Raw genomic sequence first — 26,481 nt, 5'->3', positions numbered from 1 at the left:
AAAGCGTTAAAAAACGCTTAATTTATTAACCAAAACCTAAAATAAAGTTGTTAATAAATCATTGAAATAAGTGTAAGTAAATAGCTGAAAAAATTCCAAAAAAACGTATCTTGGCACGCTTTGAAACTAATATAATTATTTAAACATAACAACTTATGTCTGAAGGAGAAAAGTTAATTCCTATTAACATTGAAGATGAAATGAAATCAGCTTACATCGATTATTCGATGTCAGTAATTGTATCGAGAGCGCTTCCGGATGTTAGAGATGGCTTGAAACCAGTGCATCGAAGAGTTCTTTACGGAATGTATGATTTAGGTGTAACTTCAAGATCTGCCCACAAAAAGTCTGCAAGAATCGTAGGAGAGGTTCTGGGTAAGTATCACCCACACGGAGATACTTCTGTTTATGATGCAATGGTTCGTATGGCTCAGGAATGGAGTATGCGTTATTTATTAGTGGATGGTCAGGGTAACTTTGGATCTGTTGATGGTGACAGTCCTGCAGCGATGCGTTATACTGAGGCCAGAATGCGTAAGATATCTGAAGATATTATGGCAGATATCGAAAAAGAAACAGTTGATTTTCAATTGAACTTTGACGATACTTTATATGAACCAAAAGTAATGCCTACAAGAGTTCCTACTTTATTAGTAAACGGAGCAACAGGTATTGCAGTTGGTATGGCAACAAATATGCCTCCACACAATTTAACTGAAGTTATCAATGGTACATTAGCGTATCTTGATAATAACGATATTGAAGTTGACGAATTAATGACACATATTAAAGCTCCGGATTTTCCAACCGGTGGTGTAATATATGGTTATGAAGGAGTTCGTGAAGCTTTTAAAACCGGTAGAGGACGTATTGTTATGCGTGCTAAAGTTGGTTTTGAAGAAGTTGACGGAAGAGAATGTATCATCGTAACGGAGATTCCGTATCAGGTGAACAAAGCCGAAATGATCAAACGTACGGCTGACTTAGTTAACGATAAAAAAATTGAAGGTATTGCGAATATTCGTGACGAGTCTGACAGAAACGGTATGCGTATCGTTTATATCCTGAAACGTGACGCTACGCCAAACGTAGTTTTGAATACCTTATATAAATTTACATCATTACAGTCTTCTTTTAGTGTAAACAATATTGCATTAGTAAAAGGTCGCCCACAAATGTTGAATCTAAAAGATATGATTCACTATTTTATTGAGCACCGTCATGATGTTGTAGTAAGAAGAACTCGTTTTGAATTGCGTAAAGCAGAAGAAAGAGCGCATATTTTAGAAGGTTTAATTATCGCTTCTGATAATATTGATGAAGTAATTGCGATCATCAGAGGTTCTAAAAATACAGAAGAAGCACGTGAGAAATTAATCGAAAGATTTAATTTATCAGACATTCAGGCTCGTGCAATTGTTGAGATGCGTTTACGTCAGTTAACAGGTCTGGAACAAGACAAGTTAAGAGCTGAGTATGACGAATTGATGAAGTTAATTGAACATTTGAAAGCATTATTGGCAGATGTAGATTTAAGAACAAACTTAATCAAAGAAGAACTTGAAGAAATTCGTGATAAATACGGAGATGAGCGTCGCTCTCAAATCGAATATTCTGGTGGAGATGTAAGTATCGAAGATTTAATTGCGGATGAAAATGTAGTAATTACAATTTCTCACGCCGGCTATATTAAGCGTACAAACTTAACAGAATACAAAACTCAAAATAGAGGAGGAGTTGGACAAAAAAGTGCAGGAACAAGAGATCAGGATTTCCTTGAGCATATGTTCGTTGCGACCAATCACCAATATATGATGTTCTTTACGCAAAAAGGAAAATGTTTCTGGATGCGTGTTTACGAAATTCCTGAAGGAAGTAAAACTGCAAAAGGTAGAGCAATTCAGAATTTAGTAAACATTGAAAGTGATGATAAAGTAAAAGCTTTCATTTGTACTCAGGACTTAAAAGATAAAGATTATATCAATAGTCATAATCTTGTAATGGTAACGAAACAAGGTCAGGTTAAGAAAACTTCTTTAGAGAAATATTCTAAACCAAGAGTAAATGGTGTTGCTGCAATTACTATTAAAGAAGGTGATGAATTACTAGAAGCAAAATTAACTAACGGAGAAAGTCAAATTATCCTGGCTGTTAAGTCTGGTAAATTGGTTCGTTTTGAGGAAACTAAAACGCGTCCGATGGGAAGAACAGCTTCAGGAGTTCGCGGAATTACCTTAAAAGACGATACTGATGAAGTAATTGGTATGGTTACGGTTGATAAAGAGAACGTAAACGACACACAGATTTTGGTTGTAACTGAAAACGGATACGGTAAACGTACTAAATTAGTTGATGACGATGGAGAGGATGTTTACAGAATTACAAACCGTGGAGGTAAAGGTGTTAAAACACTTAATATCACGGAGAAAACCGGAAAATTAATTTCTATTAGTAATGTAACTGATGCTGATGATTTAATGATCATTAACAAATCCGGATTAACAATCAGAATGGCTATTGAGGATTTACGTGTAATGGGTCGTGCAACACAAGGTGTTCGATTGATTAACTTAAAAGGTAAAGACTCTATTGCTGCTGTAACAAAAGTAATGAAAGACGATGTTGCAGAAGTTGTTGTTGACGAAGACGGAAATGTTATTGAGTCTGCTATCGAAAGAGTAAAACCGGATTTAGAAGTTCTTGAAGATGATGGTATAGTAGAAGATGATGAAGATGATGATTCTGAAGAAGAGATAGAAGAGGAAGATGATTCTGACGAAGAAGAATCTGAAGAATAAAAATAACAATTACGAAAATTAAAATTAAAAACCACAAATTGAATACTATGAAAAGTAAATATGTAATACTTGCGTCAGCATTATTGATTTCAGTAGCTACTTTTGCTCAAAAAGATCAGATAAAAAGTGCTGAAAAAGCATTAAAAGGAGGAGACGCACAAGGAGCGATTGCGATCTTGAAAGATGCTGAAAACCTGGTAGTAAATGCCAAAGATGTTGAGCAGGCACAATACTATTTTGTAAAAGGAAATGCTTATTTAGAATTAGCAAATAAAAAAGTAGAAGAAAGTAAAAACTTGTCTCTTGCCGCTGAAAGCTATAAAAAACTAATCGAGGTTGAAAAAGCATCTGGAAAAGTGAAATATTCAACTCAGGCTGCAACTTCAATTACTGATATTAAAGGAAAATTGATTAATTCAGCTATTGCAGATTCTCAGGTAAGTAAACATGCTGAAGGAGCAAAAAAATTGTATGATGCATATTTGTTAGATAAAAATGATACAATCAATTTATATTACGCAGCTTCAACAGCAGTAAATGCACAGGATTTTGATCTTGCATTGCCAATGTATGAAGAATTAAAAAAATTAAACTATTCAGGAAAAGGAACTAGTTATACTGCTGTAAATAAAATTTCAGGTAACGAAGATGGTTTTAATAGTGCTAAAGATAGAGATTTAGCTGTAAAATTAGGAACTCACGAAAAACCTAAAACTGAAGCTATTCCTTCTAAAAGAGGTGAGATTTATAAAAACTTAGCCTTGATTTTAGTTCAAAAAGGACGTAGCGAAGATGCTAAAAAAGCAATCGCTGATGCAAGAAAAGCAAATCCGGATGACACTTCTTTGATTCTTACCGAAGCTAACTTGTATTTGGAGTCTAAAGATTTTGAAACTTACAAAAAATTAGTTGGTGAGGCTTTGCAAAAAGAACCAAACAATGCTGATTTAGTATTTAATTTAGGTGTTATTAGTGCAAATTCAAAGAATAATGCAGATGCTGAAAAATATTATTTGAAAGCAATCGAGATCAATCCAAACTATGCAAATGCTTATCTTAACCTGGCAGCTTTAAAATTAGAAGCTGAAAAACCAATTATTGATGAGATGAATAAATTGGGTACTTCTGCAAAAGATATGAAACGTTACGATGTGTTGAAAGCACAAAGAGAAAATGTTTTTAAAGGAGTTATTCCTTACCTTAAAAAGGCAAATGAATTAGATCCTAAAAATGAAGACGTTTCTAAAACATTATTAGGGGTTTATAAAGCATTAGAAATGACAGCTGAAGCAAAAGCTTTGAAAGCTACAATGTAATTCTAAACAACATTAGATAAAAATAAAAAACCATTCACCTTTGTGAATGGTTTTTTTATGCTTACAATTTTCTTAAACAGCTTATAATAAAGTCACAGAAAGTGTAATTGTTGTATTTAGAAGTTTAGAAATCGGACAGATTTCTTTTGCTTTTGCCGCTGTTTTTTCAAACTCTTCAGCTGAAATATTAGGAACTTTACCTTTTAAGTCCAAATGTATTAAAGTTATTGTTCCATCTTCAAAAGTTACTGTAGCTTCTGTATTTAAATCATCTGCAGTAAAACCACCTTCGTTAAGTAAAAAGCTTAATTGCATGGTAAAACAGCCAGAATGTGCTGCAGCAACCAATTCTTCAGGATTAGTTCCAACACCGTCAGCAAACCTTGTTTTAAACGATAATTGTGCATTATCTAATGTGGTACTCTGAGTACTGATTTTTCCGGTTCCTTCCATACCAGTTCCTTTCCAGTTGGCATTTGCTTTTCTTGTAAATTTCATTTTTCGTCGTTATTAAGATTAATAATTGAATTTGTTCATTTTAGATCATCAAAAGTTGATGTGGTTATCAAATATAATGAATATTTTAAAGAAATGTTTTATGAATTTAAATTGGAAATGTTAAGGTTTAGGTTTAAAGTTTCTTTTGTTTCAAGTTTCAGGTTTGTCAGGCTGAACGAAGTCGAAGCCTGTTCCTATTGAAAGTAGTTCTTTGCCACTAAGTATGCTAAGGTTTTTTATTTTGTATTATGGTTAAAACCACAGAGATCACAAAGCTTTGTGTTTCGTTACAATTATAATCGACAATCTTGTCATCCCGAGGAACGAAGGATCTCCGTTAGTGGCTCTACAAAGATTGGCGATTCTGATTGTGAAGTTTCTTGGAATGACAAGATTGTATGTCAACAATTGACTGTAAACAATATTAAGACTAAGCTTTGTAAGCTTTGTGTTTTTATAAAACCGAGCAGATAAAAAAAAACTTTACGCTCTTTGCGGTAAAATTCGCTCCATCAATAACCAAAAAAAGGAGCAATGAAAACATCATTACTCCTTAATAAATTATTATATAAACTAAAGTCTATTCCTGACCCAGGTTGCGTAATTGTTTTAATTTGTCTTTCCAAAGTTCAAGGCTTTCTTTGTGAATAGCGATGTTCTTGCGAACTTCAAGAACGATTGAGTTTTCTTTTTTTGCATTTTTTGTATTTGTAAAAAACTGAATATTGTTCTCTAATTGGAAAATTTCATTTTGAACTTCCTCAATTTTGCGCATTAAGAAAATCTTTTCGTTGTCTAATTTACGAGTATCATTACTGTCAGATAAAGAATCGATTCTATTAGAGAAACGCATCATTTCAGTTTCTTTCTTACTCAAACTTAATTTTTCAAAAAGAGCATCTAATATTTTATTGAATTTCCCTTCGATGTGACGTCTTGAAAAAGGTACTTTTCCATAACCTTTCCAGATTTCGATATGAGCTTTTATGGCATCCAGGTCAGTTTTGTGGTCACCTATAAGCTGATATGCTCTTAAGATATCTAAATATGCTTTTTTATTATCAAAAGCAGCTACTTCGTCAACGTTTTCTTCTGATTTGTGCTCTTTTAATTTGTCAAAATAATGATTACAGGCATCTTTGAATTCTTTCCAGATTTTGTCTGAATATTTCTTAGGAACGTGACCAATCTGTTTCCACTCTTCCTGAATTTGCTTCATTATTGGAGTAGTTGCACTAAAATCAGTACTTTCTTGTAATTCTTTTGCTTTTGCAACAAGAGCCATTTTTTTATTTAAATTGTCGTTTTGGTCTTTCTTAATGTCTTTGTAAAATGAATTTTTAAAAGAATTAAAGTTTCTAACGGCAGTTTTAAACGCAGCCCAGGTTTCCTCATTAACTTCAGAAGGTACTTTCCCGGCAGCAAAAAACTCATTTCTAAGTGCTTCTACTTTCTGAATCTGTACTAACCATTGAGAGTGAGAATTTACTTTTTCAGTTCCTAAAACCTCAATTTTGGCAATGATTTCTTTTTTAACTTCAAGATTTTTTTGTTCGTTTGCTCTTTGGCTTTCAAACAAAACTTCTCTTTTATCATGGATTTTTTTAGTCAGTTCACTGAATTTATTCCAGATTACGTCACGGTGTTCTTTAGAAACAGGTCCAATATCTTCTTTCCAGATTCGGTGTAAATCTTGTAATTCTCTAAAAGATTTGCTGATATCAGTTTCATTCACTAATTCCTCGACACGAGCAATTATTTTTTGTTTTTGATCTAAATTATATTTAAAATCTAAATCTCTTGCTTCACGGTCTAAGTGCAGGTAATCATAAAAATTCTCTACGTGAAAATGATAGTTATTCCAAACGTGATTGTACTTGTCTTTAGGGATTGCTCCGGCATTTTTCCATCTTTCTCTTAAATCATTAAAATGTTTAAGAGTGTCCTTGATGTTTTCCTGTGGATTAATAAGTTCTTTAAGCTCTTCAACTATCGCAAGTCTGTTTTCTAAATTTGTTTTTAAATTGGTTTGTAAATGCTTGAAATGAGCATTTCTTTTTTCTCTAAAAACATTGTAATATTCGTCAAATTTATTTTTTAACGGAGAGTGATATTCAAATTCTTCATTCGGATCCTGTTTAGAAGCATTAAATTCTTCTTTTTTCTCCTCTAGAAGGTGATTGTATTGTAATAAAAATGACTTTTTAATTTCTTCAATATGATCTTTTACAGACATTACTTTATCTGTATTGATCAGTTTTTTAAGCTCATCAACAAGTGCATCCAAAGAAAAAGTATCATAATCCTGCATAGGAATATCATGACGCTCTTTTAGTGTTTCATCTTCACTTTCTTCGGCATTCGAGTTTGTTATCGCGTCTAATGCAGTCTGATGATTGGATTCAGTCGTTTCGTCTGTGTTTTCTGCTTCATTTTCAGTTTCAGAAACTGGATTTTCGGTAACTGTTTCAGGCTCCAATTTTTCAATTGCATTCTCTTGTACAGAATCGTTAATTTCGATTTCTAGTTTTCCGTCTGCTTCCTGCAGGTTATCATTCTTTTCTTCTAACATTTTAAATGTATAAGGTTTTTATTTTAAACAGAGCGAAAGATAGTAAAGGTGTTTCTAAATACAAAATAATTCGTTTGTTTATACACTATTTTTTAATTAAATTCTTATTTATTATGCAATTTTACAAATATGATGTGAATTTTTTTGCTGTTTTTTTTGAATTTAATTTAAAAATTAAACTATCTGTTTTTTCAAAAATCAATATTAAATTTTAAATTTTTATGACTAAAACAAAATTAAAAGCCCTGCTTCGATACCATAATTATATGTTTTTTGACCACCAAATGCAATACTGGGATGAATGTAAAACATGTTATTCGAAGTGAATTTTCGACCAAATTCTACAAAAGCATTATTAGGATATCCTTTATTGGTTGCATTATATCGAAAAGCAACGTCAGCAGCAATCCAGTTTTTTCCAATGATGTACATGAAATAATTTTCAAGTGCTGTTGTATTTATATTTTGTCTGTTGTGAGATCCGGCAAAACTCAATTGGTTTTCTAACGAAGCAATCCAGAGCATCTTTTTTTCTATGAAATAAGTACCATAAAATAATGCAGGGGCGAAAACCCATTTTCCTGTACCAAATGCGGGATCTACAGCAGAATTTGAAATGACCCTCGCTCTGAAGGCAATCCCCTTGCTTTGATCTAAATAAGGAATGTAGCTAATACCAACACCAATATCACCAATTCCTGTTTTAATATTAGTTGAAGTATTGGTTGATATTAAAGGCAGATCTACCCTTAAATTCCAAGCCTTATTTGCAATAGGATGTAAAAACCGGAGTTGTGTAGTATTGTATGAGCCGGAATCAGTATCCAGATATTCATTAAAAAATAAAATGGTTTTTAGATAATAATGATAACGTGCCTCTGTATAAGGATTTTTTTCTCGCTTTAAAGTATCCTGAGCTTTTACAGAAAAAACAATTAAAAGAAATGATAAATAAAAAAAGAATAATTTATTCATAACTACTTATTAATGAGTAGTCTAAATTACAAAAAAAAAATACACTAGCCTTTAGTGTATTTTTTCTTTTTTATTTATTCCAGATTTTCCAGGCTTTTTCTGCCTGAAAAATAAGCATGTCATAACCATTTTTTATTACTGCTCCTTTTTCTTTGGCATTTTTTAAAAACTGAGTTTCTGCAGGATTATAAATTAAATCGTAGGCGATATGTTTCTCAGTAAAAAACTCATACGGAAGATCAGGACAAGCTTCTATATTTGGGCTTGTACCAACAGGCGTACAATTGATTATAATTTGAAAATTGTCAAATGTAGTAGCATTTATTAAATTATAATCGATAATATTTTCCTTAGCTTCTCTTGAAACAAAAGTATAAGGAATTCCAAGTTCATTCAGCGCAAAAGCTACACCTTTTGATGCGCCGCCTGTGCCTAAGATAAGTGCTTTTTTATGATGTGGCTCTAATAGTGGCTCTAATGATTTTTTAAAACCATAATAGTCTGTATTGTATCCTTTTAATTTTCCGCTTTTGGTAAATTTAATAGTGTTTACAGCGCCTATTAAAGCGGCCTTTTTTGAAAGTTTATCTAAGAAGGGAATAACTTGTTCTTTATAAGGAATGGTAACATTTAATCCTTTTAAATCGGGATTGTTTTTTACTAATTCAGTAAAATCATTAATCTCAGAGATGTCAAAATTCTCGTAGCTGTTTCCTGCAAAAACTTCATCACTAAATTTTTCTGTAAAATATCCTTTTGAAAATGAATAACTAATATTACGGCCTAATAAGCCAAAGCGTCTTCTTAAAATATCAATCATTATTGTTTTCTATGTTTTTCAATATAATTTTTAACTGTTTTTTTCGACCATACTACTGGAAATAAATCTTCAATCAGAATATAATTATCAAAGTTTAAACGTAAACCATTGCTTAAATGAAACTTTGCTTTTGTATTGTCCTGAATCATAAAATACAATCCTGCCAAACGATATTCGATTTCGTTTTCTTCCGGAAAATATTCTGTTGCTTGTAATAAAGTCTGAATAGCGCTTTCGAATTCGCCCAAAAACTGAAGAATATCCACCCAAAATAACCATGTATCTAAGGCATAATCTCCAAATTCTACAGCTTTTCTATAACCAAATTCGGCTTCTTCAAAAAAGTTCATTTGTTTATTGATCGTTGCATAACGTTTCCAGTACAGCTTATTTTGATTGTCAATTGCTAATGCTTTATTGACAAAAAATAATGCTTTTTGAAAATTTTTCTGGCGTACATAAAAATCAGTAATGGCAATCCATCCTTTGTCTAAAAGAGGATCTTCGTGTACTGTTTGGTTGTAATATTGAAGTGCTTTAACGGCGTTGCCTAATTTTTCATAGCATTTACCAATGCGTAATAATGCATAAGAAGTTGCGTCGTCTAATTCGATTGTACGATTGTAACTTTCAATCGCTTCAGCATATTTTTTCAAACGCTCATACGCTTTTGCTTTTTCCATGAAAGCACCCAAAAATTCATCGTCGATCAGAGTTGCATAATCAAAAGCACGAATAGCATTTTGATATTCTTTTACACCATAATGCAGGCGTCCAAGCTGATGCCACGCGATTTCGCTGTAAGGATTTTTATTGATGTATTCGTTTAGATATACAATCGCTTCTTGATTTTGATCTAAAAATTCAAAACAATACACGACGTTATATAAGGCAGATTGATCTTCTAAATCTTCTTCAAGACATTTGATAAAACTATCTTTTGCCATCTCAAGGTTATCCATGAAAAGGTATTCCATCCCAATCAAGTTGTACACATCAGCGTAGTCGTCAGTATATTGCAAGGCAATTTTAAGCAATTCTACTGCTTTTTCGTGTTGATCTCTCTTAGAACAGATATTCGCTTTCTGGATGTAAATTTCCTCGTTATTAGGTTCGATTGCATATAACTCATTTAAGAGCTTCTCGGCGATCTCTAGTTTGTCGTCGTAAACCAACATTTCTACTTGTACTAATTTTAAGCCCGTAGATTTTGGGTGTTGGTCTAATGCAAGTTTCAAGGCCTTCTTTGCTAAATTAGCCTTGCCTATATCTAAATAATGAAGAATGATTTCTTCAAATTCTTCAGAATCAAAAAAGAGTACTTTGTTAGTTTTTAACATTGACTCAAATTTGGATAAGGATAGGTTATAATCTTCTTCTTCGTTGCTTAATTGCATACTTGTCTTTATTTGAAATTAGCCTGTTATAAATTTAGGCAACCATATTATTGTTGTGAGGAATGCGAATTAATTGTTGTGAACAATTTAATTAACAATATGGACAGGATTTCTATTCTGTTTTAAGTTATAATCTTTTGATCTGTAAAAGATTAAATTTAATTTTTATTCTATTTTGTTTTTAACCGTAAGTCCTGGCCCTGATAGCAGCGGTATCCTTTTATTTTTTTTCTTTAGAAAAAATAAAAGATATAGCGGATAGCAGGAAACAGCTCCTGGTTAAACTGCTTGTTCTTTTTTCATTATTTCATCCATAACATTTAAGATTATGGCACAACCTTCTTTTATTTCTTCTTCAGAAATGGTTAATGGAGGAGTTATTCTAATTGCACAACCTTCAAAAAGCAACCAGAATAAAATGAGCCCTTTGTCCTGACAGTTTAAAATAACCTGATTGGTTATTTCGGCCGTTTCGGTCATGGCGGCAAGCATTAATCCTTTTCCTCTAACTTCCTTTATCAAAGGATGTACCAAAAGTGATCTAAAGAGTTTTTCTTTATTTAAGGCATCTTGCATTAACGTAGTTTCAGTTAATTCCTGCAAAGTAGCCAAACAAGCTGACGCAATGACAGGATGGCCTCCAAAGGTTGTAATATGTCCCAATTTCGGATTTTCGGTAAGGAGATCCATTTTTTCTGCCGAAGCTGTAAAAGCTCCCACTGGCATTCCGCCACCCATTCCTTTTCCCATAACAACAATATCCGGAATGACGTTATAGTTTTGAAAGCCAAATAGTTTACCTATTCTTCCAAAGCCTGGCTGAATTTCGTCTACAATCATCATTGCACCAACTTCGTCGCAACGTTTGCGTACTTTTTGAAGATAATCATTCTCAGGCTGAATAAATCCCGCACCTCCCTGAATGGTTTCTAAAAGTATGGCAGCAGTTCTGGTAGTTATTTTTTGTAAATCTTCTTCGTTGTTGAACGTAATAAAATCAACATCAGGAAGTAATGGTCGAAAAGCTTGTTTACGCTCTTCAAATCCCATAACACTCATAGAACCCATTGTATTGCCGTGATAGGCGTTATGACAAGATATAAGCTGGCTGCGTCCGGTGGATCGTTTCGCTAATTTAAGCGCACCTTCTATTGCTTCTGTACCTGAATTGACTAAGTAGGTTTTATTTAGAGATTCGGGTAGGAGCGAGGCTAAAAGTTTGCAATACTGAACGGCCGGACTTTGAGAATATTCGCCGTACACCATAACATGCGAATATTTGTCCAGCTGATCTTTGATAGCCTGATTTACTCTTGGGTGCTGATGCCCAAGTGTACAAGCAGAAACACCGGCAACAAAGTCTAGATATTTTTTATCGTTAGTATCGTAAATATAGGAACCAATAGCATGCGAAACTTCCATTCCTAACGGATAAGGAGAAGTTTGTGCCTGGTATTTTATAAAATCTGGATTCATTTTTTTTTTAAGGTTCAAAGTGGCAAAGGTACTAAGGTTCAAAGTTTAGTCTCGGTTTTCGGTCTCAGTATGAAACTGAAAACTGTGACTAAATACTGTGACTGAATTTAAACGCAAAGATCGCAAAGTTTACTAAGATTTAGGTCAAGATCATATTATTAAAATGCAAAGTCCACAACGCATTGTAGACTGAAAACCGTGACTGCGACTGAAAACTACTTCTTAGTCTTAGTAGTGCTTGCTTTTGCAGTACTTGTTTTAACAGCGGGTTTCTTCTTGTCGTAATCTAAAGTTTCTTTCCTAACTTTCATTGGGGTGTTTTTATCCTTGGCTTCTTCGTCTTTTCCTTCCTGTACTAATTTGTCGTTTAGTTCATTATCTTCGGCAGTAAAAATATCATCTTTCGATTTTATTCGTTCGTCTCCGCGCCATCGAAGGCCTTTTAGCTTACGTGCATTTTCAGGCAAATCGGCTTCAGGGTAAACATCTCCATCTACTTTATTAAAAAAAGTGATAGTTTCTACCGCATTATTTTCTAATATAAGATTGATTTTACTGCTTACATTTTTATTGATTCCAATAAGCTCATTGGCGTCATTACGCATATAGTATATGACCTCAGTGTTCTTGATAACATCTACATCATGTAATTTTCCATCCAGGAATTTGCCAAACAAGTTGAGGCCCTTTACCTGATTAAAACCGGTTCCAAGGGTATCCCGCGAGACTATAAACGTATTATTGAGCACTTTTAAAGAGTCTAACTTTTTAGTATTGTTATCACCTATTAAATGCATGACGTCTCCGGTGATTTGATTTTCGCCATTCCATAAAATTGGATTTCCTATTAGTTTTGTCAAAGCAGTTTTTGAATTCGAATGTATCGAATCGCATTTTCCGCTCATGTCTACTTTATAAAAGCGAACATTATTATAAGCTCTCAATATTCGTTCGCCTTCTTTTCCGGTAACCATTAACTTTTTTCCGTGAATATAAACCGAATCATTCTCGACAAGATTCACTGCAACGGCTCTTTTAGTAACAAACATAGAATCCTTAAGCTTGTAAATTTCAGCATAATGACCTTTTACAATCCCTCGATTTATAGAGTCTGTAATTTTTACATTTCGCGTTGCTGAAGCAAATTCGATATTTCGATTATAATATAAACTATCTCCTTCTATACGTCGATCATCATATTTAATGTATGATTTCCTTAAAAAATGAGCAAGGTTTTTCTTAGTGTCATAAAACCCTTTTTCAGTATAAATATAATTTGATTTACTGGTAATAGTCGAAGGCCCAAATAAATAAGTATGTCCGGAATTGCTGTAATAATCCAGGTGATTTGACTTTATTACATATTTGGGATTTGTAATAGTGACTTCTGTAAGAAATTGAAATTTCTTTTCGGATACAAAATACTTTCCGGATTTACTCACCAAAGTATTGTCTTTATTGACAATTGTACCTTTTGTATTGTAAAAAACCTGTTGAATATTTCGGTCAAAATTAATCGTATCTGTTCGTAAAGTAGCATCTGGAGAACTCATTACAGCATCTCCGGTTGCGAACGCTTTTTTAAGATTTCCACTATATTCGGCATATTTACTATTCAGGAATAAAGTATCACCTTGTACTAATTGCACATTTCCAAAGGCTTTAAGATAGTTTTCTTTCTGAAAAAAGTAGGCTTTATTGCACGTTAATACAACGCCATCATGATTTACTTTTACATTTCCGGTAAGCAAAACACCGTCAGGCACTAAATCCTGATTCACTTCTACTAAATCTGAATTTTCAATATTAATTACTTTTGGCTTTTGTGCTTGCGCATAAATGGAATGTATGCTTAACAATAGCAGACAATATGATATGAAAAAGAGTGATTTCTTCAATTGATTAATTTTTTGTCAAATTTATGAAAAAGGTTACAACCTTATAATGTTATTAGGATTAAATTATGGTTTTTAGTTGCAAAGGTTTCTTATGAGGCTCAAAGTTGCATAGGTTCAAAGGAACAAAGGTTTAAAGTTTTAAAAGAGCTGAATCTACATGGCTTTGAACCTTTTTTAATTTATCAACAAAATATGGTACTCTTTCGTTGTAGTTTGTTTTTTTTAATTGAGATTAGGTTAAAATTGCTTTCAGGTTCCTTTCAATTTAAAAATAAGCCTAAATTTAGAAAATGGTTTATCGATTATCGATTGAATCTTTAGTCAGGAAAAATTAGTTATAAATGAATATGATCAACAAAAAAGTTTTCATTACGGGATTGGCAGCAAGCATGCTGTTTTCTGCATGTAAAACAAAAGATTTTAAAATGAATACAGCAAAAGAAGAAGTTTCTACTGATAGGAAAATTGTAGTATATCAGGTTTTTACCCGTTTGTTTGGAAATAAAAATACAACCAATAAACCTTGGGGAACAATTGAAGAAAATGGTGTTGGTAAATTTAATGATTTTACGGATAAGGCACTTCAGGAAATTAAGGATTTAGGTGTTACTTATATTTGGTATACCGGTGTTCCGCACCACGCTTTGGTAAGAGATTATAAAGCTTACGGGATCTCTGATGATGATCCTGAAGTAGTAAAAGGCCGTGCAGGATCGCCATATGCGGTAAAAGATTATTATAATGTAAATCCTGATCTGGCAGTAAATCCTGCGAATAGATTACAAGAATTTGAAGATTTGATTGCGCGTACGCACAAAGCAGGTTTGAAAGTTATTATTGATATTGTACCCAATCACATTGCCCGAAAATATGAAGGAAAAAATAATCCTGAAAGCGTTAAAGATTTTGGTGCTGATGATGATGTTACTGTAGAATACAGCAGAGACAATAATTTTTATTATATCCCAAATAATCATTTTGAAATTCCTGACAATGATATTCCGTTAAACGGAGAAAAGAATCCACTTATTGATGGTGTATTTGATGAAAATCCCGCAAAATGGACAGGAAATGGCTCGCGTAAGGTGAAACCGGATCAAAATGACTGGTACGAAACAGTAAAAGTAAATTACGGAATTCGCCCTGATGGTTCTAAAGATTTTCCGGAGCTTCCGGCTGGATTTGATAAGAAATCATACGTAGAAAATTTTGCTTTTTGGCAGGATAAAGATGTGCCTGATTCCTGGAAGAAATTCAAATCAATCGCTTTGTATTGGACTGCGAAAGGTGTTGATGGTTTTAGATACGACATGGCTGAAATGGTTCCGTATGAATTTTGGAGTTATATGAACTCGGCGATCAAAATGAAAAATCCGAATGCTTTTTTATTGGCAGAAGTATATAACCCGAATGAATATCGTAATTATATTCGTTTAGGAAAAATGGATTATCTGTATGATAAGGTCGAAACGTATGATAAACTAAAAGATATAATTCGTGGTAAATCTTCTCCTGATGGATTATCGGATATTCAGAAAGGAATGTTGGATATCGAGCATAACATGCTTCATTTTTTAGACAATCATGATGAACAACGTTTGGCTTCGTCTGAATTTGCAGGAACGCCAGAAAGAGGAAAACCTTTGATGGTGGTTTCTACAACTATTAGTACTTCGCCAACAATGGTTTATTTTGGACAGGAAGTAGGTGAGCCTGGAAATGAAAATGCAGGTTTTGGAACTCGTTCCAGAACTTCTATTTTTGATTATATTGGAGTACCAAATCATCAGCGTTGGATGAATGATGGAAAATTTGACGGAGGGCAGCTGTCTGAATCAGAGAAAAATCTTCGTGATTTTTATAAACGATTGTTGAATTTCTCCATTAATAGTTCGGCTTTAATGGGAAGTTTTCAGGAAATTCAAACTTTAAACCGTCAAAATAATGTTGGTTACGATGAATTACTTTATTCTTATGTTCGTTGGTCAGATAATCAAAAACTGATTGTAGTTGCGAATTTTTCTTCAGAAAAAACAAGTGAGTTTGATTTGAAAATCCCGGCTGATATTATTTCGAAATGGAACCTGAAGAATGGAGAATATACACTTACAGATCAATTGTATCAAAATACTTCGTCTAAACTCAAAGTAGAAAATGGAGAAGGAGTGGTGAGAATAAAAATTATGCCTTCTCAATCATTTATTTTTGAATTAAAGTAGTGACGCCAGAGTATTTAAATTATTGACATTCTTCCCAAAGCGTTAAAATTGCTTAATGCAGTAATGGAAACTAGTAGATATAAAAAAAGCTGATACTTAATTGTATCAGCTTTTATATTTTTTATACTTTCTTGACTTTCTTTAAAGCCTCAATATAGTTTTCGTTTACTTTTTCCCAATTTATATGTTCGTAAAAAGCATCAATATAACTTCCTTTTCTATTTTGATAATCGAGATAATAAGCATGTTCCCATAAATCGATTCCTAAAATTGGTGTTCCGGGAATCAAAGCATTTTTCATTAAAGGATTGTCCTGATTATCGGTTGTTGTTACTTGTAGTTTTCCGTATCTGTCAACTACTAGCCAAACCCATCCTGAACCAAATTGCTTTGTTGCCTGACCTTTAAATTGATTGGTAAGATTGCTAAAAGAACCAAATTCTTTATTAATCGAGCCAGAAAGTGTGTCTTTAGGAGTTTGCTCTTTAGGAGTTAAAACATTAAAATATAAGGTATGATTATAATAACCTCCGGCGTTTTGACGAAGTTTTGCATTGCTGAGATCCATTTTTTTCAGGATATCTTCAATGGGCATGTTTTCAAATTCAGTATTTATAATTTCTTTATTAAAATTGTTTGTGTACGTTAAATAGTGTTTAGAGTAATGTGTTTCTAAAGTAAGTGTTCTTATTGCAGGTGCTAAACCATCATAAGAGTAAGATAACTTTGTCATCTCAAAAGAACCAGGATCTGCTTTAACATCATTTGGTGATCCTATTGTTATTTTTTCTTCCTTGGTTGGTAAAGGAACTTCCACAACTTCGGTTAGCTTGTTATCATTACAAGAAAATAATAGAGAAAATGAAGCCAAAATGCTGAAATAAACAATGTTTTTCTTCATAGTGTTATTTATTTTGTTGTTAGTGAATTAATGATTTCAATATAGCATTCTTTAGCTTCATCGATCGAAATATGGCTAATTTGCATCCAGGCATTTGTTTTGAAAGCATCTCTTAAATCAAAATTTTCAGATTGATTATAGACTGCAGTCCCAAAAGTTGCCTGTTTGTAATAGGCATAAAGGCGTAGCTGCACATCTTGCGGCAGTGAGGCCTGAGTCATTTTTAATGCAGTTTCTACAGCCTCAGAAAAACGAGTATCTAAATCCTTTTCAGTCATTAAGCTTTTGTAGCAATAATAGTTTTTCCGCCAATTGCTTTTTGGTTTAATACCACATTAATAGGCGTACCTAAAGGTAGAAATAAATCTACTCTTGAACCAAATTTGATAAAACCAGCATCAGTACCTTGTACAACTTGCATGCCTTCCTGAGCATAATTTACAATTCTTCTTGCTAATGCACCAGCAATTTGCCTGTATAATATTTGTCCAAAAGTTTCATTTTCGATTACCACAGTGGTTCTTTCGTTTTCTTCGCTTGCTTTTGGGTGCCAGGCTACTAAAAATTTACCTGGGTGGTATTTACTGAATTTTATAATTCCGTCCATAGCATAACGAGTTACGTGAACATTTATTGGAGACATAAAGATAGAAACCTGTAAACGTTTATCTTTAAAATACTCTCCTTCATAAACTTCTTCGATAACTACAACTTTTCCATCAACAGGAGCAAGAATCTGATCGCTGTTTCTAATTGCAATTCTTTTAGGATTTCTAAAAAATTGTAAAATAATAATCAAAACTATTACGCCGGCAATCTGAACAAGCATTCTAAGCCAGGTAATGTCAATGAATTTGTCAGCAATTAAAAGTACAGCTACTGCAAACACAGTACCTAATAAAATGGATGGGCCTCCTTCTTTATGAAACATAATATAAAATTTGATAAAATAAAAATATAATTGGTGCTACAAATATAACACTATCTAATCGATCTAAAACACCTCCGTGACCAGGCATTATTTTACCGCTGTCTTTTACGCCGGCAATCCTTTTGAATTTTGATTCAATCAAATCTCCAATAGTTCCAAAAACACTTACAATCAATGCAATTATAGTCCAGATTAAAATAGATTTGCTGCTGAAATCCGGATTTGGCTGAATATAAAATTTCGAAATTAAAAATCCTGCTAAAGCAGCAAAAACAACTCCACCAAGAAATCCTTCTATTGTTTTTTTAGGAGATATACGTTCAAATAACTTATGTTTTCCAATCGATTTCCCAACGAGGTAGGCAAATGTATCATTTGTCCAGATTAAAATAAATAAACCAATAATAATTTTCGGGTTGTAATCTTTTATACCAAAAGAAATTTTAGTGATAAAAAGGAAAGGAAGCATAATATATCCAATTAGGTAAATGTATTTGGATACTCTGCTTATAGTTTGTGTGTCATCGAATAAAAAGAAAATACATTTTATAGATACAAATAAAGTAATAATGAGTAATATGCTAAATAATCGATCTGTATCGATAGTAAATACAATATTCTCTTTTAAAAATTTATTGAGATAATTTTCAGTTTCGATTCTGTAAAAACTAATTAGGGAAACGGTCGAATAAAATAAAGAAACAAACAAAATAGAAAAGATCTTATTGATTCTTGCAAGATTACAAAATTCATAAGTTGCAATCACTAGAAAAACACCAAAAAGGATAATAAAGCTTTCTGTAGAAAACAAAATTGATGTTAATAGTAAAGCGATATAAACAGCACCAGAAATGGTTCTCTTAAGTGTTTCATTCATCTTAAAGATCTTCTAGGAGCAATAAATACAAATTTTTGGCAACACTTCCGTATTGTGTAAAATCTTCTTCTTTTGCTTTTTCGAAATATTTTATGGTGGTAATATTAGTAGGATAGTCCCTTTCGTATTTTCTTTTAATAGCGCTCAGGCCATCACTTTTAATCAATTGCAGTTGACTTGTCGTAGCAATAATTACAATATTTGCAGGTAATTCGTTTGGTTTGTCTTGTCTGATTTGTTTTGATGAAAATAAGATAGAACCTTCATCAGCAATTAGATTTTCGCAAGTGGCCAGTAAAAATTTAGGATTTCTAGGGGAAATGTAAGTGAGTTTATTTTCTTCTAATAAACTAAATAAAGCTGGTTCATAGCATAAAACTTCATTTTCGAACCAGTCATTTTCTTCTAATATATTTTCAAATTGCTCTGCAACTTCTTGTTTGTTTTCACAATACAAAAATTTACCGCCATTTTTCTTAAAATTGAAAATGAATCTTTCATCTATTGATAAATGACTGTCCGGAGCGTGATTTCCTCCATACTCGCTTTCATTTTCTTCATCTGAAGAGGTGTCGCTTGAACCAAATATTTTTTTGAAAAAATTCATTTTTATATGAAATACTTTACATGTTAATTGAAAACGTTCAAAGATAAAAAAATCTTAATTCAAAAGGCTATTTTGAATTAAGATTTTAAAAAATATTACATATTTATTGATTATTTACGAAACCACTTCTTCTAAATTTTTATCAAAAGTTCGTTTTCCGAAAATAGTTTCCAAGTCATCTTTAAAAATAACTTCTTTTTCAATTAATATGTCTGCTAATTGATTTAGCTTGTCTTTGTTTTCTTCAAGAATATGAATTGCTCTTTGGTATTGACCTTCAATTAATTCTGAAATTTCTTTGTCAATTACTTTTGCAGTTTCATCAGAATATGGTTTAGAAAAGTTGTATTCACTTTGTCCTGTTGAATCGTAATACGTAACATTTCCAATTTTTTCATTCAAACCATAAATTGTTACCATTGCACGAGCCTGACGTGTTACTTTTTCTAAATCGCTTAATGCACCAGTCGAAATTCTGTCAAAAGTTACCTTTTCAGCAGCTCTTCCTCCCATAGTAGCACACATTTCGTCTAACATTTGGTCAGTTCTCACAATTTGTCTTTCTTCAGGAAGGTACCATGCAGCTCCTAAACTTTGTCCACGAGGCACAATAGTTACTTTTATAAGTGGTGCAGCATGTTCTAACATCCAGCTTACAGTTGCGTGACCAGCTTCGTGAATAGCGATTGCTCTTTTTTCTTCTGGGGTAATAATTTTATTTTTCTTTTCAAGACCACCAATGATTCTGTCAACAGCATCTAAGAAATCTTGTCTGTCTACAGCAGTTTTGTTATTACGTGCAGCAATTAATGCAGCTTCGTTACAAACATTTGCTATATCAGCTCCGGAGAAACCAGGAGTTTGTTTTGCTAAGAAATCAAGGTCAAGACCTTCTACTTTTTTAATAGGAGCTAAGTGCACTTTAAAGATTTCAGCTCTTTCGCGAATGTCCGGTAAGTCAACAAAAATTTGTCTGTCAAAACGACCTGCACGCATTAAAGCTTTATCGAGAACATCAGCTCTGTTGGTTGCAGCCAAAACGATTACGTTTGAGTTTGTACCAAAACCATCCATTTCTGTCAGTAATTGGTTCAATGTATTTTCTCTTTCGTCGTTTCCACCTGACATATTGCTTTTTCCTCTTGCTCTACCAACGGCATCAATCTCGTCGATGAAGATAATAGCAGGAGATTTTTCTTTTGCTTGTTTAAATAAGTCACGAACACGTGAAGCACCAACTCCTACGAACATCTCTACGAAATCAGAACCTGATAACGAGAAGAAAGGTACCTGAGCTTCTCCTGCAACTGCTTTTGCCAATAAGGTTTTACCAGTTCCCGGAGGTCCTACAAGTAATGCACCTTTAGGGATTTTACCTCCTAAGTTGGTATATTTTTCAGGATTTTTAAGGAATTCTACAATTTCTTGTATTTCTTCTTTAGCACCTTCTAAACCTGCAACATCTTTAAATGTAGTTTTGATGTCAGTTTTCTCATCAAACAATTTAGCTTTAGATTTTCCAATGTTAAAAATTTGTCCGCCACCGCCACCAGCGCCACCTGACATTTTACGCATAATAAAAATCCAAACACCAATAATGATGATGATAGGAAGTAAGCTGATTAGAATATCGCTCCAGTTATTTTTTTGAAGAAAATTAAAATCTTTCAGTTTGCCTTCGCCAACTGCTTTTTCTAATTTAGTTTGAAAAATCTGGTCGTTACCTATTTCCAAAGTATAGTGAGGACCTTTGTTTGGTCTTTCGAATATATCTTTAGCTACTTTTTTATTAGCTGCATCTTTAAGAGCAGCAGCATTTAAATATACCTCAGCTTCAGCTTTATTGTAAACAATAACTTTTTCAATCTGACCTTTTTCTAATAAAACATTAAATTTAGAAGAGGTTAATTGAGCTGGTTCGCTTAAGTTAGATCCTCCGGTTGCAAAACTTATAAATAAAAAAACTAGAAGTATTGCGGTGTATATTAACCAAGGACTTATTTTAAATTTACTCGGATTTGGATTATTATCTTTAGCCATTAGAGAAAGTTTCTTTTAGTATTTGTTTTCGATTGTAGTTATTTTGGCGTCACCCCAAAGGCTCTCGATATTGTAGTATTCACGAATGTGTTTCTGGAAAACATGTACAACGATGTGCACATAATCCATAAGAACCCATTCTGCATTATCGGTTCCTTCTACGTGCCACGGTTTATCTTTTAAGTCTTTAGATACTGTTTTTTGTATTGAGTTTACAATGGCGTTAACTTGGGTATTTGAGTTTCCGTTACAAATGACAAAATAGTCACAAACTGCCGTATCTATATCTCGTAAATCAAGAATATCGATATCATTTCCTTTTACTTCTTCAATCCCTTTGATTATGTTCGCCAATAGAACATCATTATTAATAGTCTTTTTCGCCATGAATTATTTTATATGATTTTGTAAAGTTACCAAATTTTGTGATTATTTTTGAACCTTAACAAAATATTAAATTAAGTTAATTAAATTACTTTAATGAAACTAATCAAACTCGATGCCATAGATTCGACAAATGACTTCCTTAAATCGCTGGCAAGTCAGGATGAACTCGATAATTTTACCGTTGTAACTGCTGAAAATCAGACAAAAGGAAAAGGACAGATGGGTTCTAAATGGCAGTCACAATCAGGTAAAAACTTAATTATGAGTGTCTTGGTAAAGGATTTTCTGTATGATAACGAGCAGGTTTTTAATCTAAGTATTATAGTTTCCTTAAGTGTAATCGATGCTTTAAAATCGTTGAATATTCCTGATTTATGTATCAAATGGCCTAACGACATTATGTCATACAACAAAAAGATTGGTGGCATACTTATCGAAAATACCATCAAAAGTGATGGCAGGATCGTGTCAGTTGTCGGAATTGGGCTCAATGTAAATCAGACAAATTATGAGCATTTGCCACTTGCGACTTCTTTAAAAGCAATTTGTAATAAGGATTTTGACAAAGATGCTTTACCTTTTTTAATTGTCGAAAAAATACAAGACAAAATTGAATCCTGGAAAGATAATTCGGCTGATTTCTGGAAAGAATATTTCGATACTTTATTTAGAAAAGGAGTTCCAATGCCATTCAAAAATCTTCATCCCGACTCTGACGGGCAAAACTTTATGGGAATCATTCAAGGCGTTTCAAGCGTTGGAAAAATTCAAATTTTGCTGGAAGATGATTCTGTTTCAGAGTTTGAAATCAAGGAAGTTCAGATGCTTTATTAGAGGAAGGTTCAAAGGGAGAAAGTGACAAAGGTTCAAAGGTTTTTCCTTGACTTGTTTTTGTTTCTAATCACACTAATAGCTCAACAAAGATTAATGATTTGCATTGTCGAGTTTCTTTCGAAGATTCTCATTTTTCGAAATGACAATAGTAACCATAAAAAGTCTATTCATAAAAAAGCCTGATTGTAAAATCAGGCTTTAAATTTTATGTAATTCGAAAATTAATTATTTACTATTAATAATTAATTAAAGTTTCGTCATGTTATTGGCCAAAGTTTCGATAAACTTACTAATTGGCCCTTTGATCATCATAGCCATCATAGCATTAAATTCACCATCGAATTGTAGTTGTACGGCACTTTCAGTATCTGAAATACTATCGATATTCGAAACCAAAGTAAAAGGAAGTTTATCACTTGCAGCTCCCAGAACAATTTTGTTTGGTGCTGTTTTATCCTTCATTTTAAGTTTTATTTCCGGCATGCCTTTTAATCCAAAGATAAATGCATCTTCGCCAATCACTTCAAATTTAGCGATATTATCCGGCATTAATTTTTCATAATTCCTAACATCAGTCAATAAATCAAATAAATCTTGAGCTGATTTCTGAACAGTAACTTTTGGACTTTCTAAGTTCATATTTTTTTTATTTAACTTTTATTGTTTTTTACCGTAATCCCAATCGGGACTGAAAGCTTTATGTTTAATTAAAATCTAAAATTACTCTTCTTCTTGTCCCCAGGTAGATGGACTCTCGTTCCATTCTAAAAGAGTCGATTGCTGATCTTCTGTAATGTATTGTTTTTGAACCGCTAAGTCCAGTAAATTTTCGTAATTACTTAACGTATACAAATCTATATTAGCATTTTTAAAGTTCTCTTCGGCAACATTAAAGCCATAAGTAAAAATTGCTGCCATTCCTTTTATGTTGGCGCCTTCGTTACGTAAAGCTTCTACAGCCATCAAACTGCTGTTTCCTGTGCTTATTAAATCTTCGACAACAACAACATTTTGACCTTTTTGTAAAAAACCTTCCACCTGATTTTGTCTTCCATGTTTTTTGGCTTCCGGACGCACATATACAAACGGTAATCCAAGGCTTTCAGCAACAAGAATCCCCACTCCAATAGCACCAGTGGCAACACCGGCAATCACATCTGGTTTCCCAAATTGTTTTTCAATATTTTTCGCAAACTCATCACGAACATAGTTTCGGATGCTAGGAAATGAAAGAATTAACCTATTATCGCAATAAATAGGAGATTTCCAACCAGAAGCCCATGTAAAAGGATTTTCGGGATTCAATTTAATTGCATTTATTTGCAAAAGCAATTCGGCTGTTTTTTCGGCAGTATCTTTATTAAAAATCATAGTACAAATGTATAAAGTTTTTGTGAACGACAAACCACTTTTTTTGACAAATGAGATCTCGAGAGAGACTGATTTTCAATTATTCTTGTTAGAGAGTATTGATATCGAGCATCTTATAGTTAAAATGTTTCAAAATAAAATTCAAAAGGCTTATTTGTATTATCCTGACGAAAAGGAAATTATGAAGACGCTCAAGGCTAAAATCCCTGTAAACAAAGCGGGTGGAGGACTTGTTTACAATAAAAAAGGCGAGGTTCTTTTTATTTTCAGGAATGGAAAATGGGACTTACCAAAGGGCGGAATCGAAAAAGGAGAAGAAATTGAAGACACCGCAATGCGAGAAGTCGAAGAAGAAACCGGAGTAGGGAAGCTTAGAATAACCAATAAACTCGAAAAAACCTACCACGTTTTTAAACGCAACGGAAAATACAAACTCAAAATCACACATTGGTTTGAAATGCAATCAGATTTTGACGGAATTCCTCACGGTCAGGCCGAAGAAGGCATCGAAAAAGTAGCATGGTTAAACCCGGAACAAATCAAGGAAGCCTTAAAAAACTCCTACGAAAACATTAAATTGTTGTTTGAAGAAGAGAATACAGTTTCTTAGAAGAAGAAGAAGAAAGAATCAAGAATCAAGATTATAAAAAATAGAATACAGATTTTCTAATCTTAGCAACTCAGTAACTTAGCGACTTAGAAGCATAGTTTGGGCGTGCCACCAATTAAAAAAAGACCTAATCAACTTTGCGTTCATTAGGTCTTTTTTTAATTGCTGTCGGGCTTTCGCTGCTACTTCGGTAGCTTAGCTCTATCCCTCACGCAAAGCTACACTTTGAATATAAAATTTGTTTAAAGTTTCACGTTTTAGGTTTTTTTGCTAGAAGTCATGCGTTTTATAATTTCTAATTTTAACGATTTCATGTCTCAAAAATCGTATTTTTGTTTAGTACAATAAGTAATACATTGTTAGTATACAAATCATTTTGTTGGTATCGTACATCACAAAATTTGTTTTTTATCTATTGCCTATTATTACCCTTAACAGTATCTTTGAATTATGAGCACACTAACAAAACAAAATCATATAGGGCGAAAAATCAGCCGAATTCGTGAACTTCGTGACATGAAGCAAGAAGCTTTGGCACAAGCTTTAGGAACTAGCCAACAAACTATATCGGCTCTTGAAAACAGCGAAACCATCGATGACGACAGACTTGCAGAAGTAGCAAAAGCTTTGGGAGTAAGTGTTGAAGCGCTAAAAAATTTTTCAGACGAAGCTGCAATTAATTATTTCAATAATTTTTATGATAATAGCGGCAGTAATGGTGCGTTTGCAAATGGATCAATATTCACTTTTAATCCATTAGATAAATTAATGGAAACAATAGAAGAAAATAAAAAGCTTTACGAACGTTTGGTTCAGGCAGAAAAAGACAAAGTTGAGTTTTTAGAAAATATATTGAAGGATAAATAGTTTTTATTCTTTCTGTGAAAAAAAGCCCAATAAAAATTTAAATTTTTATTGGGCTTTTTTATGCTATTTAGTTTACTGTTATTATTTAAAACTATGTTTTCTTCATCGTATTTAAAAAAAAGTATCACATTCTTTTGCTCTGAAAGAGCTTTAGCATTAGCATGGTGCGAAGCACTATGATTAAATTACGATTATTGTTTAGCCCTGTAAGGGCGTAAGTTTCATTTCGAACAAAGCGTTTCTTAATATTTTAATATCATTTTTAAGAAAGTTATAATCGTATTGTAGTTCAATATTATTTGTTTGCTTTTGCCCTTTCAGGGCTTTTTTTCGTACTTAATTTAGTTTGTAGCGCGTTGCACTACGCTAATGATTTTAGACTTTCAGCCTATTTTTAAAGAATTGGAATTGTATAATTTTAATATCTAGTTTACAAGTAAACAAACCAGCTCTGTGAAGTGTTCACTTTGATGATTGCTGTGCGAAGTCTCCCGACTTTGTACCCACGCAATTGAGAACATTTCTTGCAAGCTATTTTTGATATTCTACTTGTTGTTGCTCTCATTTTTCAAATACTTAATATAATTATCCAGTAAACTTTGTATTTGTACAGATGCAACAGGATTGGCAGAATGAACATTAAATTTTAGATTTTCCAGATCAAGTCCAGATTCATAAACCAGCCATTTTGCTGCGGCATAACCATCTTCTGCAATTATACCATTTTCATCTAATCCTAAATCATTGTCAAAACTAATTAGTTCAGGAATTCCGTTTTCAAGTATAACTTTTTTAAAATCATTAAAATTCCTGACAATCACAAAATCATCGTCGGTTAGGTTTTTATAAACCATTTTTACATCTCTAATATCGTCTAGAAAAAGTTTGTATGCCATTATTTATCAGTTTATTGAAAGTGTTTCAACTCAATTAATTTTTGTCAAAGTTTAAAACTACAACTTTAAGAAACTTTGTTTTATTCGTTCAAAAATTTTTGCATAAAGTTTGTCATTTCGACGAAGGAGAAATCGCATCAGAAATTCTATAAACAATGTCGACAATCTTTGTCGAGCTGCGATTGTGATTT

23 protein-coding genes are annotated in these 26,481 nt (G+C 32.9%); 6 read left to right on the top strand and 17 right to left on the bottom strand.

The window, feature by feature from the left end:
* Nucleotides 1-155 precede the first annotated feature (155 nt).
* Both gyrA and RC62_RS19910 read left to right on the top strand, forming a co-directional pair.
* Nucleotides 156-2,798: a DNA gyrase subunit A gene (gyrA, locus tag RC62_RS19915; protein ID WP_055098075.1), complete on the top strand. Its 2,643-nt coding sequence runs from the start codon at nucleotides 156-158 to the stop codon at nucleotides 2,796-2,798.
* 47 nt (nucleotides 2,799-2,845) lie between these two features.
* Nucleotides 2,846-4,114, top strand: a complete 1,269-nt coding sequence (locus RC62_RS19910) for a tetratricopeptide repeat protein (protein WP_055098074.1) — start codon at nucleotides 2,846-2,848, stop codon at nucleotides 4,112-4,114.
* Between the two features lie 81 nt (nucleotides 4,115-4,195).
* On the opposite strand, the gene RC62_RS19905 is transcribed toward RC62_RS19910, so the two are convergent.
* The 7 genes from RC62_RS19905 to RC62_RS19870 form a co-directional block, all read right to left on the bottom strand.
* The gene (locus tag RC62_RS19905) at nucleotides 4,196-4,612 is read right to left on the bottom strand and encodes an OsmC family protein (protein ID WP_055098073.1); all 417 of its coding nucleotides are present in this window, start codon (nucleotides 4,610-4,612) and stop codon (nucleotides 4,196-4,198) included.
* A 580-nt stretch (nucleotides 4,613-5,192) separates the two neighbouring features.
* On the bottom strand, nucleotides 5,193-7,184 hold the full coding sequence (locus RC62_RS19900) for a DUF349 domain-containing protein (protein ID WP_055098072.1): 1,992 nt from the start codon (nucleotides 7,182-7,184) through the stop codon (nucleotides 5,193-5,195).
* Nucleotides 7,185-7,409: 225 nt separating this feature from the next.
* Nucleotides 7,410-8,159 (bottom strand): hypothetical protein, encoded by a 750-nt coding sequence (locus tag RC62_RS19890; protein WP_055098070.1) that lies wholly within the window; start codon nucleotides 8,157-8,159, stop codon nucleotides 7,410-7,412.
* A gap of 70 nt (nucleotides 8,160-8,229) precedes the next feature.
* On the bottom strand, nucleotides 8,230-8,979 hold the full coding sequence (locus RC62_RS19885; RefSeq protein WP_055098069.1) for a shikimate dehydrogenase family protein: 750 nt from the start codon (nucleotides 8,977-8,979) through the stop codon (nucleotides 8,230-8,232).
* Nucleotides 8,979-10,376 carry a tetratricopeptide repeat protein gene (locus RC62_RS19880; RefSeq protein WP_055098068.1) on the bottom strand — a complete coding sequence of 466 codons (1,398 nt, stop codon included), beginning with the start codon at nucleotides 10,374-10,376 and terminating at the stop codon, nucleotides 8,979-8,981. Before RC62_RS19880 ends, RC62_RS19885 begins: the two co-directional genes overlap by 1 nt.
* 279 nt (nucleotides 10,377-10,655) lie before the next feature.
* The gene (locus RC62_RS19875; RefSeq protein ID WP_055098067.1) at nucleotides 10,656-11,852 is read right to left on the bottom strand and encodes an aspartate aminotransferase family protein; all 1,197 of its coding nucleotides are present in this window, start codon (nucleotides 11,850-11,852) and stop codon (nucleotides 10,656-10,658) included.
* A 215-nt stretch (nucleotides 11,853-12,067) separates the two neighbouring features.
* Nucleotides 12,068-13,750, bottom strand: a complete 1,683-nt coding sequence (locus tag RC62_RS19870) for an OstA-like protein (protein WP_245176851.1) — start codon at nucleotides 13,748-13,750, stop codon at nucleotides 12,068-12,070.
* A gap of 347 nt (nucleotides 13,751-14,097) precedes the next feature.
* On the opposite strand from RC62_RS19870, the gene RC62_RS19865 reads away from it, so the two are divergent.
* Nucleotides 14,098-15,969 (top strand): alpha-amylase family glycosyl hydrolase, encoded by a 1,872-nt coding sequence (locus RC62_RS19865; RefSeq protein WP_055098589.1) that lies wholly within the window; start codon nucleotides 14,098-14,100, stop codon nucleotides 15,967-15,969.
* A gap of 121 nt (nucleotides 15,970-16,090) precedes the next feature.
* Here the strand turns inward: RC62_RS19865 and RC62_RS19860 are convergent, their stop codons facing one another.
* From RC62_RS19860 to rsfS, 7 genes are all read right to left on the bottom strand, one after another.
* Entirely contained in the window at nucleotides 16,091-16,870 is a 780-nt protein-coding gene (locus RC62_RS19860; protein ID WP_055098066.1) for a superoxide dismutase, read from the bottom strand.
* Between the two features lie 8 nt (nucleotides 16,871-16,878).
* On the bottom strand, nucleotides 16,879-17,148 hold the full coding sequence (locus RC62_RS19855) for an acyl-CoA-binding protein (protein WP_055098065.1): 270 nt from the start codon (nucleotides 17,146-17,148) through the stop codon (nucleotides 16,879-16,881).
* Entirely contained in the window at nucleotides 17,148-17,801 is a 654-nt protein-coding gene (locus RC62_RS19850) for a phosphatidylserine decarboxylase family protein (RefSeq protein WP_055098064.1), read from the bottom strand. Before RC62_RS19850 ends, RC62_RS19855 begins: the two co-directional genes overlap by 1 nt.
* Nucleotides 17,791-18,678, bottom strand: coding sequence for a phosphatidate cytidylyltransferase (locus RC62_RS19845; RefSeq protein ID WP_055098063.1), 888 nt, complete (start codon nucleotides 18,676-18,678; stop codon nucleotides 17,791-17,793). The genes RC62_RS19850 and RC62_RS19845 overlap by 11 nt, the downstream gene beginning before the upstream one ends.
* A gap of 1 nt (nucleotide 18,679) precedes the next feature.
* Entirely contained in the window at nucleotides 18,680-19,285 is a 606-nt protein-coding gene (locus RC62_RS19840) for a hypothetical protein (RefSeq protein ID WP_055098061.1), read from the bottom strand.
* A gap of 114 nt (nucleotides 19,286-19,399) precedes the next feature.
* Nucleotides 19,400-21,325, bottom strand: coding sequence for an ATP-dependent zinc metalloprotease FtsH (ftsH, locus tag RC62_RS19835; RefSeq protein ID WP_055098060.1), 1,926 nt, complete (start codon nucleotides 21,323-21,325; stop codon nucleotides 19,400-19,402).
* A 15-nt stretch (nucleotides 21,326-21,340) separates the two neighbouring features.
* The gene (gene rsfS / locus RC62_RS19830; protein ID WP_055098058.1) at nucleotides 21,341-21,712 is read right to left on the bottom strand and encodes a ribosome silencing factor; all 372 of its coding nucleotides are present in this window, start codon (nucleotides 21,710-21,712) and stop codon (nucleotides 21,341-21,343) included.
* A 93-nt stretch (nucleotides 21,713-21,805) separates the two neighbouring features.
* On the opposite strand from rsfS, the gene RC62_RS19825 reads away from it, so the two are divergent.
* Complete coding sequence (locus RC62_RS19825; RefSeq protein ID WP_055098057.1) at nucleotides 21,806-22,546, top strand: biotin--[acetyl-CoA-carboxylase] ligase; 741 nt, start codon at nucleotides 21,806-21,808, stop codon at nucleotides 22,544-22,546.
* Nucleotides 22,547-22,792: 246 nt separating this feature from the next.
* Here the strand turns inward: RC62_RS19825 and RC62_RS19820 are convergent, their stop codons facing one another.
* Nucleotides 22,793-23,185: a hypothetical protein gene (locus RC62_RS19820; protein ID WP_055098055.1), complete on the bottom strand. Its 393-nt coding sequence runs from the start codon at nucleotides 23,183-23,185 to the stop codon at nucleotides 22,793-22,795.
* 81 nt (nucleotides 23,186-23,266) lie between these two features.
* A complete protein-coding gene (gene pyrE / locus RC62_RS19815) occupies nucleotides 23,267-23,917 on the bottom strand; it encodes an orotate phosphoribosyltransferase (protein ID WP_055098053.1) in 651 nt (216 codons plus the stop codon).
* A gap of 7 nt (nucleotides 23,918-23,924) precedes the next feature.
* On the opposite strand from pyrE, the gene RC62_RS19810 reads away from it, so the two are divergent.
* A complete protein-coding gene (locus RC62_RS19810) occupies nucleotides 23,925-24,527 on the top strand; it encodes an NUDIX hydrolase (protein WP_055098052.1) in 603 nt (200 codons plus the stop codon).
* A 450-nt stretch (nucleotides 24,528-24,977) separates the two neighbouring features.
* Nucleotides 24,978-25,394, top strand: coding sequence for a helix-turn-helix domain-containing protein (locus RC62_RS19805; RefSeq protein WP_055098050.1), 417 nt, complete (start codon nucleotides 24,978-24,980; stop codon nucleotides 25,392-25,394).
* A gap of 545 nt (nucleotides 25,395-25,939) precedes the next feature.
* On the opposite strand, the gene RC62_RS19800 is transcribed toward RC62_RS19805, so the two are convergent.
* Nucleotides 25,940-26,290 carry a cyclic-phosphate processing receiver domain-containing protein gene (locus tag RC62_RS19800; RefSeq protein ID WP_055098049.1) on the bottom strand — a complete coding sequence of 117 codons (351 nt, stop codon included), beginning with the start codon at nucleotides 26,288-26,290 and terminating at the stop codon, nucleotides 25,940-25,942.
* Between the last annotated feature and the right edge of the window lie 191 nt (nucleotides 26,291-26,481).

The organism is Flavobacterium aquidurense (assembly GCF_001404985.1).
GTDB lineage: Bacteria > Bacteroidota > Bacteroidia > Flavobacteriales > Flavobacteriaceae > Flavobacterium > Flavobacterium aquidurense_B.
This window is presented reverse-complemented; position numbering and strand designations above follow the sequence as displayed.

What these genes read in the sequence shown, in the direction of transcription:
- gyrA (WP_055098075.1), top strand. Translation starts at nt 156, where the DNA reads ATGTCTGAAGGAGAAAAGTTAATTCCTATTAACATTGAAGATGAAATG.
- RC62_RS19910 (WP_055098074.1), top strand. Translation starts at nt 2,846, where the DNA reads ATGAAAAGTAAATATGTAATACTTGCGTCAGCATTATTGATTTCAGTA.
- RC62_RS19905 (WP_055098073.1), bottom strand. Translation starts at nt 4,612, where the DNA reads ATGAAATTTACAAGAAAAGCAAATGCCAACTGGAAAGGAACTGGTATG.
- RC62_RS19900 (WP_055098072.1), bottom strand. Translation starts at nt 7,184, where the DNA reads ATGTTAGAAGAAAAGAATGATAACCTGCAGGAAGCAGACGGAAAACTA.
- RC62_RS19890 (WP_055098070.1), bottom strand. Translation starts at nt 8,159, where the DNA reads ATGAATAAATTATTCTTTTTTTATTTATCATTTCTTTTAATTGTTTTT.
- RC62_RS19885 (WP_055098069.1), bottom strand. Translation starts at nt 8,979, where the DNA reads ATGATTGATATTTTAAGAAGACGCTTTGGCTTATTAGGCCGTAATATT.
- RC62_RS19880 (WP_055098068.1), bottom strand. Translation starts at nt 10,376, where the DNA reads ATGCAATTAAGCAACGAAGAAGAAGATTATAACCTATCCTTATCCAAA.
- RC62_RS19875 (WP_055098067.1), bottom strand. Translation starts at nt 11,852, where the DNA reads ATGAATCCAGATTTTATAAAATACCAGGCACAAACTTCTCCTTATCCG.
- RC62_RS19865 (WP_055098589.1), top strand. Translation starts at nt 14,098, where the DNA reads ATGATCAACAAAAAAGTTTTCATTACGGGATTGGCAGCAAGCATGCTG.
- RC62_RS19860 (WP_055098066.1), bottom strand. Translation starts at nt 16,870, where the DNA reads ATGAAGAAAAACATTGTTTATTTCAGCATTTTGGCTTCATTTTCTCTA.
- RC62_RS19855 (WP_055098065.1), bottom strand. Translation starts at nt 17,148, where the DNA reads ATGACTGAAAAGGATTTAGATACTCGTTTTTCTGAGGCTGTAGAAACT.
- RC62_RS19850 (WP_055098064.1), bottom strand. Translation starts at nt 17,801, where the DNA reads ATGTTTCATAAAGAAGGAGGCCCATCCATTTTATTAGGTACTGTGTTT.
- RC62_RS19845 (WP_055098063.1), bottom strand. Translation starts at nt 18,678, where the DNA reads ATGAATGAAACACTTAAGAGAACCATTTCTGGTGCTGTTTATATCGCT.
- RC62_RS19840 (WP_055098061.1), bottom strand. Translation starts at nt 19,285, where the DNA reads ATGAATTTTTTCAAAAAAATATTTGGTTCAAGCGACACCTCTTCAGAT.
- ftsH (WP_055098060.1), bottom strand. Translation starts at nt 21,325, where the DNA reads ATGGCTAAAGATAATAATCCAAATCCGAGTAAATTTAAAATAAGTCCT.
- rsfS (WP_055098058.1), bottom strand. Translation starts at nt 21,712, where the DNA reads ATGGCGAAAAAGACTATTAATAATGATGTTCTATTGGCGAACATAATC.
- RC62_RS19825 (WP_055098057.1), top strand. Translation starts at nt 21,806, where the DNA reads ATGAAACTAATCAAACTCGATGCCATAGATTCGACAAATGACTTCCTT.
- RC62_RS19820 (WP_055098055.1), bottom strand. Translation starts at nt 23,185, where the DNA reads ATGAACTTAGAAAGTCCAAAAGTTACTGTTCAGAAATCAGCTCAAGAT.
- pyrE (WP_055098053.1), bottom strand. Translation starts at nt 23,917, where the DNA reads ATGATTTTTAATAAAGATACTGCCGAAAAAACAGCCGAATTGCTTTTG.
- RC62_RS19810 (WP_055098052.1), top strand. Translation starts at nt 23,925, where the DNA reads ATGTATAAAGTTTTTGTGAACGACAAACCACTTTTTTTGACAAATGAG.
- RC62_RS19805 (WP_055098050.1), top strand. Translation starts at nt 24,978, where the DNA reads ATGAGCACACTAACAAAACAAAATCATATAGGGCGAAAAATCAGCCGA.
- RC62_RS19800 (WP_055098049.1), bottom strand. Translation starts at nt 26,290, where the DNA reads ATGGCATACAAACTTTTTCTAGACGATATTAGAGATGTAAAAATGGTT.